Here is a 19439-nt window from a genome sequence, read left to right on the forward strand (position 1 = left end):
AGCGGGAGCAGCCATCGGAAGCGCGAGGCACTCCGGACAGCTGTCTCCCCGATGGATTTTTACCGTTTTCCCCGTTGCTGGCGCAGGCTTTTCCGCAGCTCGCCCCGCTGCGTGCTTTGCTGCAAGTAATCGGTTTTGCTGATCTGTTTGTCCTGTAAAAACGAAGCTAATGAGCGGATCGTCGGATATTTGAACAAGTCGGCCATCTCAATCGTCGTTTGCCATTCCTTTTCCAAACGGTTTTGCACTTGCATCAGCAACAGCGAGTGTCCGCCCAGCTCAAAAAATCCGTCGTCTACGCCGACAGGCTCTTTTCCCAATATGTCTTGCCAGATGCTCACGAGCAGCTCTTCCATGCGATTTTGCGGAGGAACGATGTGCGAGCTTCTCGGTCTGTTGGCCTCAACGGCTGGCAAAGCATTGCGGTCGATTTTGTTCGGGCCGACCATCGGAAACGATTGCAGTTCCAGCCAAAAGGACGGAACGAGATAGCTCGGCAGCAGTTGCTTCACTTGGCCGATGATCGCTTTTTCCGCTTCGCTTTGTTTCAGCACATAGTAGGCGACAATCACCGGCTCGCCGTTCTCGTCGTAGATCGCTTTGACAACGCTTTTCAACATGCAATCCAGCCCGTCGATCACGCTCTCGATCTCGTTCAGGTCTACGCGGTAGCCGCGGATTTTCAGTTGCGAATCGTTTCGACCGTTGTATTCCAGGCAGCCGTCCGGCAACAGTCGGCCGTAGTCACCGCTTCTGTACAGCCTGCCCGTCCCTGTTCGCGGATCGCCGACAAAAGCGTTGGCCGTCTCTTCCGGCCGATTCCAGTAGCCCGGAGACAAGTAGGCGCTTTGATAAAAAAGCTGGCCCGATTCGAAAATGCTCACTTCCCGGCCGCTTTCGTCGAGAATCCGCAGCTCTATGCCATCCACGACATATCCGGCTGGCGTTTTCGCCTGCGGGACGGCCATGTTTTTGTTCATGATGTAAAAGGAAATGACCATCAATTCGGAGCAGCCCAGGAAATTGACAAACAGGCAGTCGTCCGCGCATTTTTGCTTGTACAAATCAAAATCGGTGCCGGAAACGACCTCGCCCCCCAGCAAAACCATGCGGATATGGGGAAGCTGTACAGCGTCGTCCAGATTCTTCATGAAAAAGCGGAAGACGGAAGGGACGGAATGGAACAGCGTAATCTGCTCCTGATTCAGCCAGTGCGCGAATCGCGGCATGCTTCCGTCCAGCTTGAAATCGTAAAGATGCAGCGCAGCACCGTTCAGCAGGCTGCCCAAAATATCGAGAATGCCAATGGCGTGACTGTACGAAGTCAGCAAGGCGATGCGATCTTGCGAATGAAGCCGCAGTTCCTTGCTGAGCTGCGCCAGATAGTAGTAGACGTTTGCATGGCTCTGCATCACTCCCTTTGGCCTTCCCGTGGAGCCTGACGTATAGAGGATAAAGGCGATGTCCTCGCCCTTGATGCTCAGCTCCAGGTTCTCTTCCGAAGCACCGCCAGTTTCTTCCGACAGATTGATCGTGGTGATGTCGAGCATCGCCTTGCCCGCCACTTCTGCTGCCAAAGCGAGGTTTTGCGAATCGGTCAGCAGGATGGCCGATTGCGTATCGCCGAGCATGTAAGCCAACCGCTCTGCTGGAGCGCTTCGATCCAGCGGCACGAAGGGCACCCCTGCTTTCAGCGCGCCGATCAAGGCAACGGCCATGTCCAGCGTGTTGCCAAAGAGCAGGGCAACAGGTGCGTGTCCGCTTGTTTGAGCCGTACGCTCTGCGATTTTCCGGGCAACGCGATTCGCCCTGGCATTGAGCTGTCTGTAATCCAGAACAGCGGAGCCGTGTTTGACGGCGATCTGGTCGGGGTACTGCGCGACTTGCTGTTCAAACCGCGACACGACCGTTGCAGCAGGCTCGTCGAAGGAAAAAGGCTGGTACTCGCAAGACGGCACAACCGCCTTTTCCCTGCCCTGCACTTCACTTTGCTGCAAAATCGGCAATTCGCCGATCAGCAAGTCCGGATTTTGCGTGATGCTCGCAAGCAATTTGCGGTACTCAGCAAACAGGTACTCGACCGTCTCCTGCCTGAACAAGTCTGTGCGGTAAAAGCATTCCAGACAAATGCCTGCGCCTGTCTCGTATAAATGGATATTCAGATCGGCTTTCGTTGTTTTTGCCGTGACCGGATACGCAGAGAGCTGCAAGTCTCCGTCATGCGTTCCTGCATCCTCTGCCCGGTTTTTCATGCTCTGGTAGTTGAAGATCGTATCGTACAAAAAGGTGCGGCTCGGGTCGCGCTTCACGTCGAGCTGATCCAAAATCAGTTCAATGTGAAAATCCTGATTTTCCAAAGCTGCCAGCAGGCTCGCCTTTACTTCGTGGAGGAAGCCGCGGAAGCTTTTTTCCCTCTCCGGTCGATTGCGCAGGACGAGCGAATTGACGAACATGCCGACGATCTCTTTCACGTCCTCGTGGTTTCGGCCTGCTTGCGGAATGCCTACCAGTATGTCCGATTCTCCGCTGAGTCTCGCCAGCCAGGCGTAATAAGCCGCAAGCATCGTCATAAACCAGGTAACCTGTTGTTCCTGGGAAAATTTCTTGATGCTCTCGCTCAATTGTTGATCCAGCTCTACAATAATCCGGTTGCCGTCAAAGCTAAGCGAAGCCGGGCGGGGAAAATCTGTCGGCAGATGCAGGACAGGCAATTTCCCTTCCAGTTGCTGCAACCAGTACGCTTTCTGTGCCCGGTAAGCGGCTGACTGGGCAAACGCGTGCTGCCACTCGGCGTAATCTTTGTACTGGACGGCCAATGGCGGAAGCGACTTGCCGCTGTACAGTTCCGCAAAGTCTTTTATCAACAAATTAATGGACGTTCCATCAGAAATGATGTGATGGATGTCGAGTGCCAGAACGCTTTTTTGTTCCCCGAGCTTGATCAGCCCTACGCGGAACAGCGGTGCCTGAGTCAGATCGAACGGCTGAATAAACTGTTCCACATCGCGCTCCACGGAATGCTCATCCGATGTCAGCGAGATTACCCGGAAGTCAACATGCGGGTGCACAATCTGGACAATCTCGCCGTCCACTGCTTGAAACGAGGTACGTAAGCTTTCATGTCGCTCGATGATTTTCGCAAATATGCGTTCGATTTTTTCGGGTTCAATCGATCCTTCCAGCAAAACAGCGGTCGACTCGTTGTATCCCACTGTATTCGGCACAAGTCCCTGCAAGAAAAAGACCCGCTGTTGCGCAAGCGAGGTCATGTAATGAGGCTTGGCAGCAACTGGCGCTATGGCCTGCTGTCTCGCCTGCTGGTTGTTTTGAATGAATGCCGCGATGTTCTCAATCGTTTTTTCCTGAAAAAAGTCTGTCAACGTCATATTGGCATGGAACTGCTTGCGGATGCTCGTGCTGACGTGAATCGCCTTGAGCGAATCGCCGCCCAGTTCAAAAAAATCATCCGCTATCCCGATTGGGGCTATGCCTAAATCATTTTCGTAAATGGCGCACAACGCTTTTTGCAAATCGGTTTGCGGCGGGACATACTCTACGGATAGCGGCGGCCTTTTTCCCTGAATCCGTACGCTCGTCGATTGCTGCTCGTCGCTCCTGCCCCATCCGTCCTGATTGCTGTCGCGCCTTTTCTGCACACGGCTTTCGAGGTCTGTCGTGGAAATGATGACAGTAGAAGCGCCAGACGCGAGCATTTTGCCGAATATTTCACGTCCCTTTTCCGGCAAGATGCCGACCTGGCCAAGATCTTTTCCAGATGTGCCTGCCGTCATCCATTTGGCGAGATCGAGCGTGATGCTTTGCCTGTTTCCGTCGCTGATCCGTTCGGCGACCGAACCGGATACGGCGATCATCGTGTAGTTGCGAATCTCAACGAGCACACGTCCCGCCTCGTCCATGATCTGGATATCGAAGCTCGCCAGGCCGTCTTGCGGGAACTCTACGTCCAAATACTTGCAGTAGCTGTAAATGCGCCGCGGCATTTTGCCATAAACGGCAAGCGATTCGTAGGACAGCGGAATGAACATTTCTGTTTTGTCGATAAAGCCGAGCAAAAAGCTCGTTGCCGAGTCGAGCATCCCCGGGTGCAAGTGATAGTCGTCCAGATCGGCTGCATATTTTTCGGGCAGCTCAATCACCGCTAGTCCTTCTGCTTTCCCGGCCATGACCTGGCGAATATTGCGCCATCTTTCCCCGAAGATCAGATAACCTCCGTGCTTCTTGTGATCCGCGTCGGTAAACAGCACATCCTTATCGGCACAACGCTCTTTCAGCGCTTCCAGATTGACGGTCTCAAGAGGCTGCTCGACCGTCTCGACTGTCCCGGTAACATGAGGCAGCCATGTATCTGCTTCTGGACGCATACGGCTGTACACTGTAAACGAATAGCCTTCACGACTATTCGGAGTGAACAGAAGCAGCACTTCTTTTTCCTCTTGCTCGCGTACCGTTATCGGCGTGTGGAAATGCACGTTTTGCAGGACGTAAGGCTTTTTCAGCATGCTTTTGCCGGCAGCTTCCCGCACCATTTCGATCAACGCCGTTCCCGACAGCACCCCATGTTCCTCTGTGCGATGATCCTGCAAAACCCAGTGCTGCTGCAAGGTCAGCCTGGCAAAAAACAGCTCTTTGCCGCCCGCCTGAAAGCTGTAGTCAAACAGCGGATGCTCCAGCGCTTGCTTCGAAGCTGGCGCGATCCCGGACTTGACGGCCATCCCTACGTTTTTCCATATATCCCATTTCAGATTGGTGAAAGCCACTTTGCCTTCCCGGTTGCGATAGTCGGCATACGCGTCCAAAAAGGCATTGGCCGCATTGTAATCGGACTGCCCGATCATCGGGGAAATCGTGCTGATGGACGAGCAGAGCACAAAAAAGTCCAGGTCGTTTTCCCGCAGAATCCGGCTCAAATTCAGGCAACCCGAGGCTTTGGAGTGAATGACCCGGTGCGTCGCCTCCTTGGTTGCCTGCTGGATCAAGCTGCTGCCCGGAAGCCCGGCGGCATGGATCACACCTTGAATCGCTCCTGCTTCCTGCTGGGCGCGCCGCAGTGTCGCGGCAAGCGCGGAGAAGTCGGACACATCCGCCTGATAGACGAAAACTCGCGCTCCTTTTTGCTCCAGCTTTTGCATGCGGGCGATTTTAACCGAGATGGGGTCTTGCTTGCCGTGATCCCGCAGCCAGTTGCCCCACTCTTCTTTTGCAGGGAAGAACGACCGCCCTACAAGAATGATGCTGGACTTGCATTGGCTGGCGATGTAATCGGCCAGCTCCAGTCCGATGCCGCCGATTCCCCCGATAAGCAAATAAACGCCATCGTCTTTGAGCTTTGCCCCCGAACGGGATACGGGCGATGTCCGATCATAGTGGGGAAGCCATTTCGCCTTTCCGCGCAGAGCGAACAGCTCATCTTGCCTTCCCTCGATCTCTTGCAAAAGCTGATCGACCAGACCGGAAGTGACAAGCTGCTCCTGGCCGGAAATATCGATCAACTGGCAGCTTCGATCGGGAAACTCCAACGGAATGCCGCGAACGAGGCCAAGCAGCGTCGCTTTCCAAGGGTTAATCTCTTCGCTGCCGAGCACATCAAAGAGACGATTCGCCACGACAGCAAGTTGAATCGCCGTCGAGCCATCCCGTTCATCCAGCGCTTGTACGAGATGCAGGAGACTGTCGTAGTTTTCTTCCAGCATGCGCTCTGCTTGCTCCTGATCCTCTTCCACGAAGTCTTCTTCTGAAAGCGAAAAGTACAGGATCGCATCCGGTTCCGCTTGCGTTTTCTGATCAAACGCTTGCAAAGCATCTTGGTAGGCTGCTTTGCTGTTATCTGCCAGCCCGTATCCGTTGTCAGCCCCAGCGACAGGAGCGCCGTTCCGGGCTACAAAAAAGGGCTGCTCAAAATGGCGCTTGCACGCTTCCACAACCGCTTCGTCCAGCCTTGTATCGTGGAAAATGATTGCGGACCGCCGCAGCTTTGGCGCAGACTTTGCGGACGATTCTGAAAACGCCGCCCGTTTCCATGTCGGTGCGTAATACCAATCGGCGGCATCCTTTTGCGCCGACGCCTGCTCCTTTATTTGCTGCAAAAACGCGTTCCCCAGCTTTACCGGGTCATCATCCAAAAAGTAGCGATTCCGCTCAAAAGGATACGTAGGCAACGGAATCCGCCCTTTTTCCGCTCGTTTATGCAACGCTTCCCAATGGATAGTTGCTCCCCTGCTCCACAGCTCCCCGATCCATTTCCAAACAGCAGCTTCACACACAGACAACGAAACCCATTCCTGCACAGGCAAGCCAGCGTAATCGCCTGCCGTTTCTGTGTTATTTCCTAGGAAAGCGACGATCGTCTTCGGCGTTTGGCAAAGAGCGGCAAGCCCGGCTGCAAACGAGAGCGGCGCAGTCAGCGCTGCATGCCAAAAGCTGCGATCCTGGCAATGCTCGCGGAACAGCTTTTCGCCGTTTCCGGCAGAAAACAGCGGGATGCGCGGTTGGGAAATCGGGTTCTCCGTAATCGCTGTGATCTCGTTATCCAGGAAAGCAACAAAAGCATGCTCAAGCGCTACTGCCTCTGCCAGCGTGACCGCTACGAAATTTCCGCTTCGGAAGCCAACGATTCCGAAAGGCTGCTCCTGGCAAGCGAACGTGACTTTTGCAAAGGCATATACAAACAGGAAGTGGATCGCTCGAAGCTGTGTCGCGTCCTTTACTCCCGGAGCAAACAACTGTTGCAAATCCAGCTTGCTGTGCGAACCGATTTTGCCCAGACATTGCGTCATTTCCTCTCGAAACGGTCGGTAGTTTTGGTACAGTGCGAGCGCAAGTTGCGCGATGTGCGCATCCCCGCTAATCTCCGGCACGAGATACAGGGCAGTCGCTTCCCCCTTTTCCACGGTGCGGAGCGGAAGACTTTTCGCATCCAATTGCGGAAGCAGCTCCTGATAACTTCGCGCAATCAAATAAGCACGATTGGACAAAGCCATTCTCCCTGCTTGCAGCGTATATGCGGCATCGCGCAGGTCGATATTGGGCTGTTGCTTCAGGTGGCTTTTGAAGCGGCTGATTTGCTCCTGCAAAGCCGTTTTCGTTTTGGCGGAAAAGACAAACAAGCGAGCTTCCTCTGTGGCTGCTCGCTTTTCGCGTATAGGCGCTTCTTCCAAAATGACATGCGCATTCGTCCCGCCGATGCCAAAAGAGCTGACGGCTGCCCGGCGCGGAGTGGCTGATCGATCCCAGTCGCGCAAGGAATGATTGATGTAAAACGGCGTATTCTCGAACTCGATTTTCGGATTCGGATTGAGCACATGAAGCGACGGGGGAATTTGTTTGTTGGCCAACGAAAGAATCGTTTTGATCAAGCCTGCAATCCCAGCCGCTTCATTCAGGTGCCCAATGCTCGACTTTACCGAGCCGATCGCGCAGTACGCCTTTTTATTCGTCTGAAAAGCCCGTTTGAGTGCTTCGACTTCGATGGAATCACCAATTTTCGTCCCGGTCCCGTGGGCTTCTACCATGGTGATGGATTCCGCATCCACTTCCGCCATCTGGAGCGCTGCTTCGATGACTTCTTTTTGCCCTTGAATGCTCGGGGCAGAAAAACCAGCCTTGCGATGGCCGTCGTTATTGATCGCTGATCCTTTGATGACGGCGTATATATGATCCTGGTCCTTGATCGCGTCCTGCAACGTTTTCAAGACGACCACTCCCGCGCCGTCACTGATGAGCGTCCCTGCGGAAGAGGCGTCAAAGGCACGGCAATGACCATCTGGCGAGTAAATGAGGTCGTCGGAATAGTAGTAGCCTTTTTTCGACGGAAGGGAGATGTGGACACCGCCCGCAACCGCGATACTGCACTCGCCGTTTAGCAAAGCCTGGCTGGCCAGGTGAACGGCAACCAGCGACGTCGAGCAAGCGCTCAGCACGGAGACGCTTGGACCTTTCAACTTTAACTTGTAGGAAATAGATGTGCACAGGTACTCGCGAAAGCTTACATTGAAAGTGGGGTTTTCATTAGCGAGCATTTGTCTCAGCAGCCAGTTTACATTTTCGGTACTTCCTGCGTACAAGCCGATCTGGCCTTTGTACACCTCAGGATTGTAGCCCGCATGCTCCAGGGCGTTTAGGACCACTTCGTGAAAAATTCTGATTTGCGGGTCCAGTACGGTTGCTTCACGGGGGGTATAATCAAAGAAGGCCGAGTCAAACTGGTCGATCCCTTCCAGATACCCTTTTGCTTTTACATAATTCGGGTCGTTGCATAGCGCTGGATCGATTCCGGATTGCAGCATTTCCTCCTCGGAAAAAAACGAGATCCCTTCGACTCCATTTTTGAGATTGTCCCAAAATTGGTTGGCATCATTTGCCTTTGGAAATTTGCAATCCATGCCAATGACAGCGATTTCCAGCCCTGTATACGTCTGATCGTCGTATTTATGCCCCATGGTAAACTCCCATTTCCCTTTTCAAATTTGTTTACAGCCAAAATAAAACGAACCCTCCACCAGTCACTGGCAAGGGTTAGCTGCTCGCATACGCGCGTCTTATGCAGTTAAGGTGCGATTGATAATTTCAATCACTTTCTCTTCTTCCTCGTGGATGAAAAAATGTCCGCCGTGGAGGGTCACGATCGTACAGGATTCGCTTGTGTACGCTCTCCATTGGCTAATATCGTCTGCCGTCACGAGGTCATCGTCATCGCCTGTCAAAACCGTCACATTGATGTCCCACATTTCCGGGGCCGCTTCCAGCAAATAGTTTTCGACGTTTTTGTAGTCGCCCCGCAGAACAGGCGTGAAAATTTGCATCAGTTCCCGGTTTTCCGCCACTTCCTTGGGCGTGCCGCCAAGCTGGATGATTTCCTGGATGAACTCGTCATCCGGCAAGTGATGAATCTTTTTCTTGTCGCGAATATGCGGGGGATACATCCCGGATAAAAACAGATGGCGCGGCTTTTTCCAGCCGTGCTCGCAGATTTGGTTCATCAGCTCACAAATGTACAGCGTTCCCATGCTGTGTCCAAACAACGAGTATTCGCCATCGCCGTTCTGCTCCCTGATAAACGGAAAAATGTCTTTGACGCCGTCTGGCAAGGAAGGATAAAAAGGTTCGCGAAAACGCCGCCCTCTTCCCGCCAGCTCTACTGGCACCAGCTCAATTCTTGGGTCCAGCCCCCGTTTCCACTTGCTAAAAGCAGTGGCCGATCCGCCTGCATACGGCAAGCAAAACAACTTCATGCAATCCGTAGAGCCGCTATTATTTTCCACTTTGTTTTCCCCTTTGTTCAAGCCAAGCATGATTGATCAAGCCTATTTTCGGGCATAGCTCCGCCATTTCGTGTATCGAATCTGTATACACTACACCATGTCGTATGGCCCCTGAGTTACTCTAATGTGCCTAAGCTTCAATAAAATACATCAGGTTGTTTTGACGAGGATATAGGAAAAAACTTTCCCTCTCGTTCGCTTTCATCTGGCAGGGCAAGTTTTATCACAAATAAATTTTAGAAAGATAACTTTTGTCTGGCTAAAGTTATCTTTCTAAAATCACCGTATATCATGTATAGTTCAAAATAACAAAAATGCATTTATATGGAAACCATTACGAATATACTACCTCATGCCCGTCCTCCTTGTCAATGCGAGGAAAGGTTGGCTGTTTTTAGGAAACAGGCTGAACCGCGTCCATCACGCCTGCTCGATCAAGCACCTGTCTCACATGATGCAAATCTTCCTGGGAACGTATGCAGCTTAAAATGACATGCTTGATTCCCAGCTCTTTGTATTGGCGGAAATAGCTCGCCACCTCGTCGTAAGAGCCGACCAGCAACGGTCCGCGGAACGCCTTGCCTTGCTCGACAGGAAAATAAATCCGCTCTTCTTCTTCCGTATAAAATCCGGCCATTCTCCCCTGCTTTTTCACAATTTGCATGAAGCGCATCGGAACTTCCTCTTTGGCAATCTCCAGCGCTTCCTGAGAAGTCGGGCGCGCGATAATCCCCAGCCGGCAACACAATTCCACATGGGAGTCGTAAAGAATGTCAAAGCTTTTGACAAGCTGCGAGACCGGGCTTGCCAACTGGATGGCGACATCGACCGACTGGTGGGCAGCCTTTTGAAACAAAGTGGAAGCGCCTGGCATAAAAATAATCGGCTTCAAATCTTCCTCGACCTTGGCAAACACTTGCAGGTCATGATAGGTGAAGTATTTGCCTTCGTAGGTCAAAGGCTCATTCGAGTCGAGCAAGGCTCGCAAAATCTCGATATACTCGACCAGCCGATCAAACCGCTCTTCGGCCGGAACCGTATCATGGACTTGTCTAAGCTCCGATGGCGATTGACCGGGGATCATATTTAACGCCACCTTGCGCCCGAACAAATGAACAAGCGAGTGGATCATTTTCGCTGCTGTGAACGGCGGAATCGTATTTGGCTGCAAGGCGATGATCGGCAAATGCTCCTTCGTAGCCTGTAAGGTGCTGGTCGCCACAATCCACGGATCGAGAGTCGTGTGCTGATAAAACAGCAAGGACCCGGTAAAGCCGTTTGCCTCCAGCAAATTCGCGGCCTCATGGATGATCTGGAGCTGATTTTGGTCATGGTGATGGAGCCACATCGGTAAATCTGCATAAAATTTCATCGGTTTTTCCACCTTTCAAAAGAAATGATATGCTCTGGCAAAAGAGCCGAGCGGTTGTCGTCTTACTGGCTCACTTTGCCCTCGATGTAGGCAATCAACTGCTGGATCGTTTCAAACAGTTCGACATTTAACATGTCATCGTCAAATTGAAACCCAAATTCGTTTTCAATCGCTACCACCAAGCGAATAAAGCCGAGCGAGTTGATCCCGACATCCTGCAAGCGAATGTGCTGGGAAGAGAAATCGACTCCGCTCTGCTGCACTTGTTCTGGACCTACTTGCAGCTCTTGCATCTGGCTCATGTAGATGTGCACCAATTTTTCTTCAATTTCGTTTTTGGTTATCATCCAAGTATCCTCCGTTCATTGTTTGGAAAATAGAAAAGACTTTGCTCTGCTTGGGCAAACGGCCGAGGAAACGCGAAAAACTACAATAGTTGCGGCTGATGCCTTTTCAGCACGCTCAAAAACTCCTCGATCGCCAGCGCTTCCGCTTCCGCTAGTTCATCGAGATACCGCATGATTTTATGCAAGGTCGCCTCTTCCTGCTGCATGTAAAATTTCAGCATGAGATTGCGCGTATTCCGCGCTTTGCGCTCAATCTCGCCATACGCCGCACGAAGCTGATTGGGCGAGGTCAGATAGTCGGTGTGTTCCTCCATGTACTTGATCCGGGCTACCATCAAGTTTTTGTGCTCCCACAAGCTGTGGACGTGACGAACGTCGAGGCTGGCCTTGCCCGCAAGCAAGCGCTCGTAATAGTCTTGCAGGCACGGATAGGTGTCCAATCCGTAGGCGCAATGATCCCACGGATTGGCAACCATGCGAAATCGCCTGGACGTGTTGCTCGACTTCAAATATTCTTCCAGCGTTTCCTGCACCAATGCCAGATCAAACTCATACGCTCCCGCATCCTTCACCTTGTACAAGTAGATACGATTGCAAACGGCCTGGTGATCAATCTGGGCGATGCTGTCATACGCCAGCGCAAAGTCTTGGAAGGACGCGCTCGTCGTGGCCAGCATCTGTTTGTCTGTAAAGCCGAGCAATTGAAAGGTTTCGTTCTGAAGATCGACTCCGTGCACCAGCACATCGTGGGAGAAATGGCTTTTTTGATAGACCGCGCGCTCGGGAATGTAAAACTCATCGACATTCAGGTACACATAGTAGCCTTCCAAGAGGCAATCGCGAACGAAATCGACGATGTTTCTGTTGACGATGCCCATCGTGCCCCGCTGCAATTGCTCGACGTGCAGCCATGGATTCAGCGTGTAGTCGTGAATGTAAAACGTAAACGGAACAGGCGGGTCAGGGCGCTTGTCGAAGCACACCTGGATAAAATTGCTGTATAGCCAGGGCAGACTTCGTTTGTCCTGCAAGACGATACATAGAGGAAAGGCAAAAAATTGATAGCCGTAAATGGGCGGCTGGACGACTGGCAGCGTTACGCTCTTCACAAGCATCTCCTCTTTTCCGTTTCGAATCAGGATTTTTCGTGCATGGCTACAAGCAAGCTGTGCCTTTTATTCCAAAAAGGGAGCGATCATCGAGCCAGCCAGCTTTTTGATTTCTGCGGGCGCTCCTTTGGCGATGATTTCGCCGCCTTTGTGGCCCGCGCCTGGTCCCAGCTCGATCAAGTAGTCACAATAGGAGAGCACGTACGGATCGTGCTCGATGAGCAGGACAGAGTGCCCGCTTGCGATCAGCTTGCCGAGAATCACCAGCAATTTTTCGGTGTCATAGTAGCTGAGTCCGACAGTCGGTTCATCCAAAATGTACAAGTAGCTTCCTTTGCTGCTTTTCCCCAGCTCTCTCGCCAATTTCAAGCGCTGGGCTTCCCCGCCGCTCAATGTAGTGAGGCTTTGCCCGATGAGGATATAGCCCATGCCAAGCTCTTCGATTGTGCCGAGCATCTTGCTGATTTTGGCGTGATCCTGGAAAAACTCGTGCGCTTCGGAAATCGACATCTCCAGAATGTCGGAGATCGTGCGCTCTTTGTAGCGAACTTGCATCACTTCCTGCTTGAATCTCTTGCCTCGGCAGGAAGGGCACGGGTCGCTGAACGTCAGCTGCCCCAGCCATCTTTTGATATGCCCGTTTCCGTTGCAAACCGGACACGAGCCTGTCGAGTTGAACGAAAAAGAGCTGCGCGTAAACTGAAGGGCGATGGCCTCCTCCTGCATGGAAAAAATATGCCGGATGTGGTCCCATACCCCCAAAAACGTGGCTACGCAAGAATTTTCATGGCGGCGTGCCAGCTTTTGCGTAACGACGATGCAGCCATCAATGTTTTCGGCTCCGGAAAGCTTGGCGTCGGCTTGCGCATGGGCAAAGTCGTCGTCGTGCTCCTCTTCTTCCTCCACCAGCGGTTTTTGCTTGCCCGCTTTTGCCTTGAACGATGACTGGAGCTTGGGAATGAGCGTATCGATCACCAAGGAGCTTTTGCCGCTGCCGGACAGTCCGCTGATTCCGACGATGGCGTGCAGCGGTATATCGACGTCGATGTTTTTCAGGTTGTTTGTTCGCGCGTTTCGGATCGACAGCTTGGCAGCAGACGCGTCCACACCGCATGCGTATTCTTTGCGAGGATGCTTTTTCTCGCGCAAATACTGGGCAGTGATCGAATTGCGGGAATGGAGAAAGCCGGGGAAGCTCCCCTGATAGACGATCGTACCGCCAAGCTGGCCAGCCAAAGGGCCAAAGTCGATGATGTAGTCGGCATGCTTGATGACGCTTTCATCATGCTCTACGACAATGACCGTATTTCCCTGTTGCTTTAACCGATGAAAGCTTTCGATGATCTTTTCTTTTTCCTTTTCGTGCAATCCGGCTGTAGGCTCGTCAAAAATGTAGATGATCGAATCGACCTTAGCCGACAAATGCGACATGATGTGCAGCCGCTGGGTCTCCCCTCCGCTCAGCGTCGGGATTTCGCGATACAGGTTCAAATAGGACAAGCCGACCGTCTCCAGACAATCCAGCTTGCGCAAAATCTCTCCAAGCAAATGGGCAATAAAAGGAGTATGCGGCCGCGCCGTCTGGTAATGCCGGAGGAACGCTGCCAGGTCGCCTACGTTCATTTGGCTAAGCTGTCCGATATGCTTGTTTTCGATCGTGATGGAAAGCGCTTTTGGTCCAAGCCGGAACCCTTGGCATCTCGTGCACGGCCGCGTCGTCTGTAGATCGGGAATTTGCTGTACGTTGATCTTTTTCAGCTTTTCTTCAATGACGACAGTGACTCCGTAAAAGATCAGGTGGCCTTTGCTCTGCGTCCGCTTGGGGCGATAATGCAAAAACGTTTCCTTGGCTTCCCTCGGCAAATCGGCAAAAGGCGTGTCCGCGCTCAACTGAAAGTGCTTGGTGAAATTGTCCAGCCGCTTGTACACGTACTCCTTTTCCTCTTTTTTCGCGTTGGGGAATTGGTAGGCGAACTGATGCCAGCGTTCAATCGTTTCGCGCTCAGACGGCAAAATCTTCTCCACGTTCACCTCGACCACGCTGCCCCGCCCTCCGCAAGCCGGGCATGAGCCGTGCGGAGAGTTGAACATGAACAGCCCCGGCACAAATTCGTCCAGTTGGTAAGGGCTTGCCTCTTTGCCCGCTCGTTGTCCCTCCTGGGCATAAATGATCGCCAACAAGTTGAGGATGCGGGTGACGGAGCCGACGACCGATCGCGGGTTCAGATTGCTGACCGTTCTCTGCTGTACGGCAATCGTCGGACTCAGTCCCTGGATCATGTCAAACGAGTCGTAGTGCAGCACATCGTGCGCAATGCCCAGCGCTTCCAAATAAATGCGCTGTCCCTCGTGATGCAAGGTGTCAAAAATAAAGCTGGATTTCCCCGACCCGCTGACTCCCGTGACCACGATAAATTGCTGCTTGGGAATCGTCGTTGTAATGTTTTTCAGATTATGCAGCTTGGCGTTGTAGACTTCAATGTGCACCCGTTCTCCATTCCTTCCCACTGATCGATGTTCGCTGTTCCTTGACGTGCTGCATGATCCCTCGCAAACCAAGCTCGTACACATTGGCCTTCAAGCCGATCACATGTCCCACAGCGTTTGCGAAAAAGATCGATTCAGCATGCCAGCCGCCCCGTTCAAAAATATTGGACATGTGCACCTCGACATAGGGAATGCCGACTGCAGTCAACGCGTCCAGTATCGAGTATCCGGTCTTGGAGAAACCCGCCGGATTTATAACCACACCGTCCAGGGCATGCAGTTGCTGTTGAATGAAATCGACAATTTCCCCTTCGTGATTAGATTGAAAAAAGAGGATGTCCACTTGCCATTCACCAGCCAGTTTGTTCAGCCTGTCCTCGATTTGCTTCCAGGTGACGGTCCCGTAAATTCCGGTTTCCCGCAATCCGAGCAGATTCATGTTCGGTCCATTGACAATGGCAATTTTCATATCGTTAATCATTCTCCTACGTGGCATGCGCCCTACTTTATCTGATTTTTTGCCTCTGCCCACAAATCGGCAACCCCGTCAACGCTAGGGATAGCCACCAGCAGACGTTTCACTTCGTCCAACAATTGCGCGACAGTGTCGTGGGCAAATTGGTTGCTGTCGTATTCGGCCCGGATCGTGAAGTGTTCCTCTCCCGGGTTGACAAACAGGCGCAGTGGAAGATGGAGTTGACCGCTGCTCTCGGCTTGAAACGGCCTTTGCTCGCCAGCTTGCCCCTGAAACGGGAAATGCGTATACACGAGGCTTCGCGTGTTGATCACCGTTTGCAAAAAATCGAGCGGGATTTGCGACCACTGGGCAATTTGCTGCAACGTAATGTACTCGTAGCGCCTGATGGTCACGATTTTTTTCTGCAAGGCGACAAACCACGCTTTGACCTGATCGGTGTCGCTGTAGGTCAGCCGGACTGGCAGGCTGTTTGTGAACAATCCGACCATTTTGTCCATTTGCTCGATTTCCGGGACCCGTCCCGATGTAATCATCCCGATCAGCACGTCATGCTGTGCGAACAAGCGCGCTTGCGCCAACCCCCACGCACCTAAGACTACCGTATTTATCGTTAATTGGTTCTTTCTGGAAAATTCTCTTACAGTATAGACCTCGTCTTGCGCAAGGGCAACACTTTTCACAGCACTCACGTAGCTGTTTCGCTGGCTCGGTGTCGTCTGCACAAATTGCTCCTGATAGCGGAACTTGCCTAGCTCCTCTGTCCAAAAACGCTTCGCTTCCTGGTCATCCTGCCGTTTTTGCCACTTCACATAGTCGAGGAAAGGAGTCGCTTGCATGTGCGGCTCGCTGATGAGCGATTCGCCAAGCTGATAGTTTGCCCATACTTCCTGCAAAATGAGATTCATGCTCCAGCCGTCAAACAGGGAATTTTGATAAGTCCAGACAAATTGATAGCTTGCCTTGCTGTATTGGATGAGCTGGAAACGCATCTGCGGAACTTCATCCACCTTGAAGTTTTTTTGTCGTTCCTCTGCGATCCATTCGCCCAAAGCGCGCTGCTGCTCTGCCTCAGACAGCTTTGTCCAATCAAGCACGTCGATAGAAACCTCTACTTGTCTTTTCACGAATTGCACCGGGTTGGATATCCTTCTCCAGATAAACCCGGTTCGCAGCACAGAATGGCGGTCGATCACTCTCTGCCAGGCCATCCGGAAATCGTGGAGCCTCAGTTCCTCCGCAATCGGGAACGAGAGCACGTTGACAGTGCCCTGTCTGGCGTGAAGAATATTGTGGTTCAAGACAAGCAGCTGCATGAAGGTCAGCGGATAGACGCTTTCCACTTCTTGCGCATCCACTGTACCCCGCAAAATTTCCTGATCGGCCTGACCGATGCTGAAAAACAGCGTGCCTGGCGTGACATCTGGCAGAGCGTTCCCGGATGATTCGCTGTTGCTTTCCAGGCTGATCTGCCTCGCCTGCTGCTCCTGTATGGTCAGGTCTTCCCCCGCCACTGCTTCCGTCGACGGCTGGCTGTCGCTTTCCAGTCGAATTTGCTTCGCCAATTCCTCCATCGTCGAGTAATCAAACAGCAGATCGGAGGCAATCTCAATCTGCTGTTCTTTCAACCGCGAAGCGAACTGGATGGCCGTCACGGAATCGCCGCCCAGGTCAAAAAAGTCGTCATGGACGCCGATTGGTTTTTTGCCGAGCAGTTCCTCTAAAATGGTACACAGCCACGCGGCCATGTCCTCCTGTCGCTGCTGACGCGGCGGCTGCGCGGGAGCCGAAGCGCTGGCGAGCGGTGCGAGCTTTTCTGCGGGAGAGTCAGTAGAAAAGCTCGCCAGCAGTTCTTCCAGTTGCCGCATCTGGAGCGCATTTAGCGTGTAGCTGGCCTGTCCGTCCCGGATGAACTGCTCGCCCTGTTTGATCAGAAGCGCAGATGGAGACAGCCGCTTTTCGCTGCCAGATGTGTCGACAGGCGCTGCGAACGATCGCTCAATCCAGTAATATTGCCTGTCAAAAGCGTACGTCGGCAAAGGCAGTCGGCGCGGGTGCTGTGGCGCATGGACGTTTTTCCAGTTGATGCTCGCCTTGTACAGCCACAGTCGCCCTAACGAGCCAAGCAGCGTTTTGCAGGCGGATTCGCTTTCCGTGGAAGCAGGCAAGGAAGACAGCAATGGCGCGGAGTGAAACTGTTCGCTTGCTGCCAGCCGTTCAAGCTGCTTGTTCCCTGGACCGACTTCGAGAAACACGGGCTTTTTCACCTGGGCAAGTGCAGGCAAGCTGGCGACATCCATCCCTTGACCGGACAAGCCGACCAGCTCCCGCCAATAGTCCAAGGAGGTCGCCTGTTCTTCCGTTATCCACGTGCCGCTTCGATTCGACAAGAACGGAATCGTCGGTTGAGCAAGCGCAATGTCTGCATGGAAATCCCCGCGGAAAAACAGCAGCTGCAAAGCGTCTTCCCAAGCCAAAACGCCTGCGAGACACGCACTGACGTACTCCCCGAGCCAATCCCCCGCCATCGCTTTTGGCGTCACTCCCCAGTGAAGCCATAGCTGCGCCAGCGAGTATTCCAGGATGAACAGTGCGATTGTGCCATGGGGCGAATCATTGTCCAGCATCGCGTTGGCATCCAGCCGAAGCATGCGTTCCGCGAACCGGAAGCATTGATTCATCTGCTCCCGCAAGAAAGGAATTTGCTGATACAAGTCGCGGGCCATGTTGCCATGCGTGGCGCTCCCTGCTGGTGAAAAGACAAAAACGACCGCCTTCTCTTCCGCGCTCCCCTCTGTCTCGTTGCAAACGAACCGCAGCTTCTCTGGATGGGCAAGCGCCTCTTGCCCACGGCACAGGACAATCCCGCGAAAATCGAACGACTCCCGGCCTGTTTGCAGCGTGTAGGCTACTTGTGCGAGGTTAACTTGCGGATTTTCCCGCAGAAAAGCGAGCACATTTTCATAGTTGCGCTGTCTCGCCGCACTTGTTTTCCCCGAAATCGTCAGCAGTTGCCACTCGTTCGCTTCTTCCCGGAAGTGCATCGCTGGAGGCGCTTCGACAATTACGTGCGCATTGGTCCCGCCGATGCCAAACGAGCTGACGCCAGCCACCCTTTTGCTTGCCTCCGCACGCCAGCTCACCGGGGTGTTATTCAACCGGAACGGGCTGTTCTCCAATTCGAGCTGCGGATTCGGCTTTTGCAGATGCAAGAGCGGCGGGATCGTTTCGTGGTGGATGGCGAGAACGGTTTTGATCAGGCCCGCGATGCCGGAAGCGGTGTTCAGATGTCCCACATTCGCTTTGACCGATCCGATGTAGCATGGATCGGCCGGGTCGCGCTCCTTGAAAACTTCCTTGAGGGCCGCCATCTCTACCCGATCCCCCAATTTCGTTCCTGTGCCGTGTGCCTCCACATAGCCAATCTCGTGCGGAGTCACTCCGGCCACTTCCATCGCTTCGGAAATGACTTGAATCTGGCCCTCGAACCCGGGAGCAGTGTATCCCACTTTGCCTGCGCCGTCGTTGTTAATGGCCGAACCGCTAATGACTGCGTAAATATGATCCTTGTCCTGGATAGCCTCGTCCAGCCTTTTGAGCACAATCACGCCCACGCCGTCGCCGAAGACAGTTCCTTCCGCTTTTTCATCGAAGCAGCGGCAGTGTCCATCCGGCGATTCGATGCCCCCTTGCTTGTACAAATAGCCATGCTTGCCGAGAAACTGGACAGATACGCCTCCCGCCAAGGCCATGTCGCACTCCCCGTTCAGCAAGCTCTGGCATGCCAGGTGCACGCTCACCAACGAGGAGGAGCAAGCCGTCTGTACAGAAAAGCTCGGGCCAGTCAAATTCAATTTGTAGGAAACGCGTGTCGTCAAAAAATCTTTGTCGTTTCCGACCTCGATTTGGCGATGGTCCAAAATGCGCAGCAAGTCTGGACGGCTGACCACATGCGTCAAATATTTGTTCGCCCCGATCCCGGCGAATACGCCCACCGCTCCGTCAAGTTGCGACACGCTTTGTCCGGCATCCTCCAGCGCATTCCAGGCAGCTTCCAGAAACAGGCGCTGCTGGGGATCAATGATTTCCGCTTCTCGCGGCGTATATTGGAAAAAGGCTGCATCAAACCATTCGATCTCTGTCAGTTGACCGCAAGCCGGCACATAGTCCGGCCGATCGAGCAGAGCCGGGTCTACGCCCGACTCCAACAGCTCCTCTTTTGTGAAAAAGCGGATTCCTTCCACGCCTTCGACCAGATTGTGCCAGTACCGCTGAATGTTTTCCGCTTGCGGAAATTTTCCCGCCATGCCGATGATGGCGATTTTCTCGCTGAGCGCATGAGCATTTTCCATCGCGATTTTCCTTTCCCCC

Annotated in this window: 8 protein-coding genes; all 8 read right to left on the reverse strand. The window is 53.1% G+C overall.

The window, feature by feature from the left end; genetic code table 11:
• Positions 1-59: 59 nt before the first annotated feature.
• The 8 genes from M2298_RS18905 to M2298_RS18940 all read right to left on the reverse strand — a co-directional run bounded on the left by M2298_RS18905 (position 60) and on the right by M2298_RS18940 (position 19420).
• Positions 60-8456, reverse strand: coding sequence for a non-ribosomal peptide synthetase (locus M2298_RS18905; protein WP_280648892.1), 8397 nt, complete (start codon positions 8454-8456; stop codon positions 60-62).
• Between the two features lie 99 nt (positions 8457-8555).
• Positions 8556-9278 (reverse strand): thioesterase II family protein, encoded by a 723-nt coding sequence (locus tag M2298_RS18910; RefSeq protein WP_173597316.1) that lies wholly within the window; start codon positions 9276-9278, stop codon positions 8556-8558.
• A 394-nt stretch (positions 9279-9672) separates the two neighbouring features.
• On the reverse strand, positions 9673-10650 hold the full coding sequence (locus M2298_RS18915; protein ID WP_173597315.1) for an LLM class flavin-dependent oxidoreductase: 978 nt from the start codon (positions 10648-10650) through the stop codon (positions 9673-9675).
• A gap of 62 nt (positions 10651-10712) precedes the next feature.
• Complete coding sequence (locus M2298_RS18920; protein WP_173597314.1) at positions 10713-10997, reverse strand: acyl carrier protein; 285 nt, start codon at positions 10995-10997, stop codon at positions 10713-10715.
• A gap of 80 nt (positions 10998-11077) precedes the next feature.
• The gene (locus M2298_RS18925) at positions 11078-12112 is read right to left on the reverse strand and encodes a cysteine peptidase family C39 domain-containing protein (protein WP_217365219.1); all 1035 of its coding nucleotides are present in this window, start codon (positions 12110-12112) and stop codon (positions 11078-11080) included.
• Between the two features lie 60 nt (positions 12113-12172).
• Positions 12173-14593 (reverse strand): ATP-binding cassette domain-containing protein, encoded by a 2421-nt coding sequence (locus M2298_RS18930; protein WP_173597312.1) that lies wholly within the window; start codon positions 14591-14593, stop codon positions 12173-12175.
• Positions 14583-15062, reverse strand: a complete 480-nt coding sequence (locus tag M2298_RS18935; protein WP_173597311.1) for a type II 3-dehydroquinate dehydratase — start codon at positions 15060-15062, stop codon at positions 14583-14585. Before M2298_RS18935 ends, M2298_RS18930 begins: the two co-directional genes overlap by 11 nt.
• 32 nt (positions 15063-15094) lie before the next feature.
• Positions 15095-19420 (reverse strand): beta-ketoacyl synthase N-terminal-like domain-containing protein, encoded by a 4326-nt coding sequence (locus M2298_RS18940; protein ID WP_280648893.1) that lies wholly within the window; start codon positions 19418-19420, stop codon positions 15095-15097.
• Positions 19421-19439: the final 19 nt, after the last annotated feature.

The sequence above is a fragment of the Brevibacillus sp. 1238 genome, assembly GCF_029892995.1.
In the GTDB taxonomy this organism is placed as follows: domain Bacteria; phylum Bacillota; class Bacilli; order Brevibacillales; family Brevibacillaceae; genus Brevibacillus; species Brevibacillus parabrevis.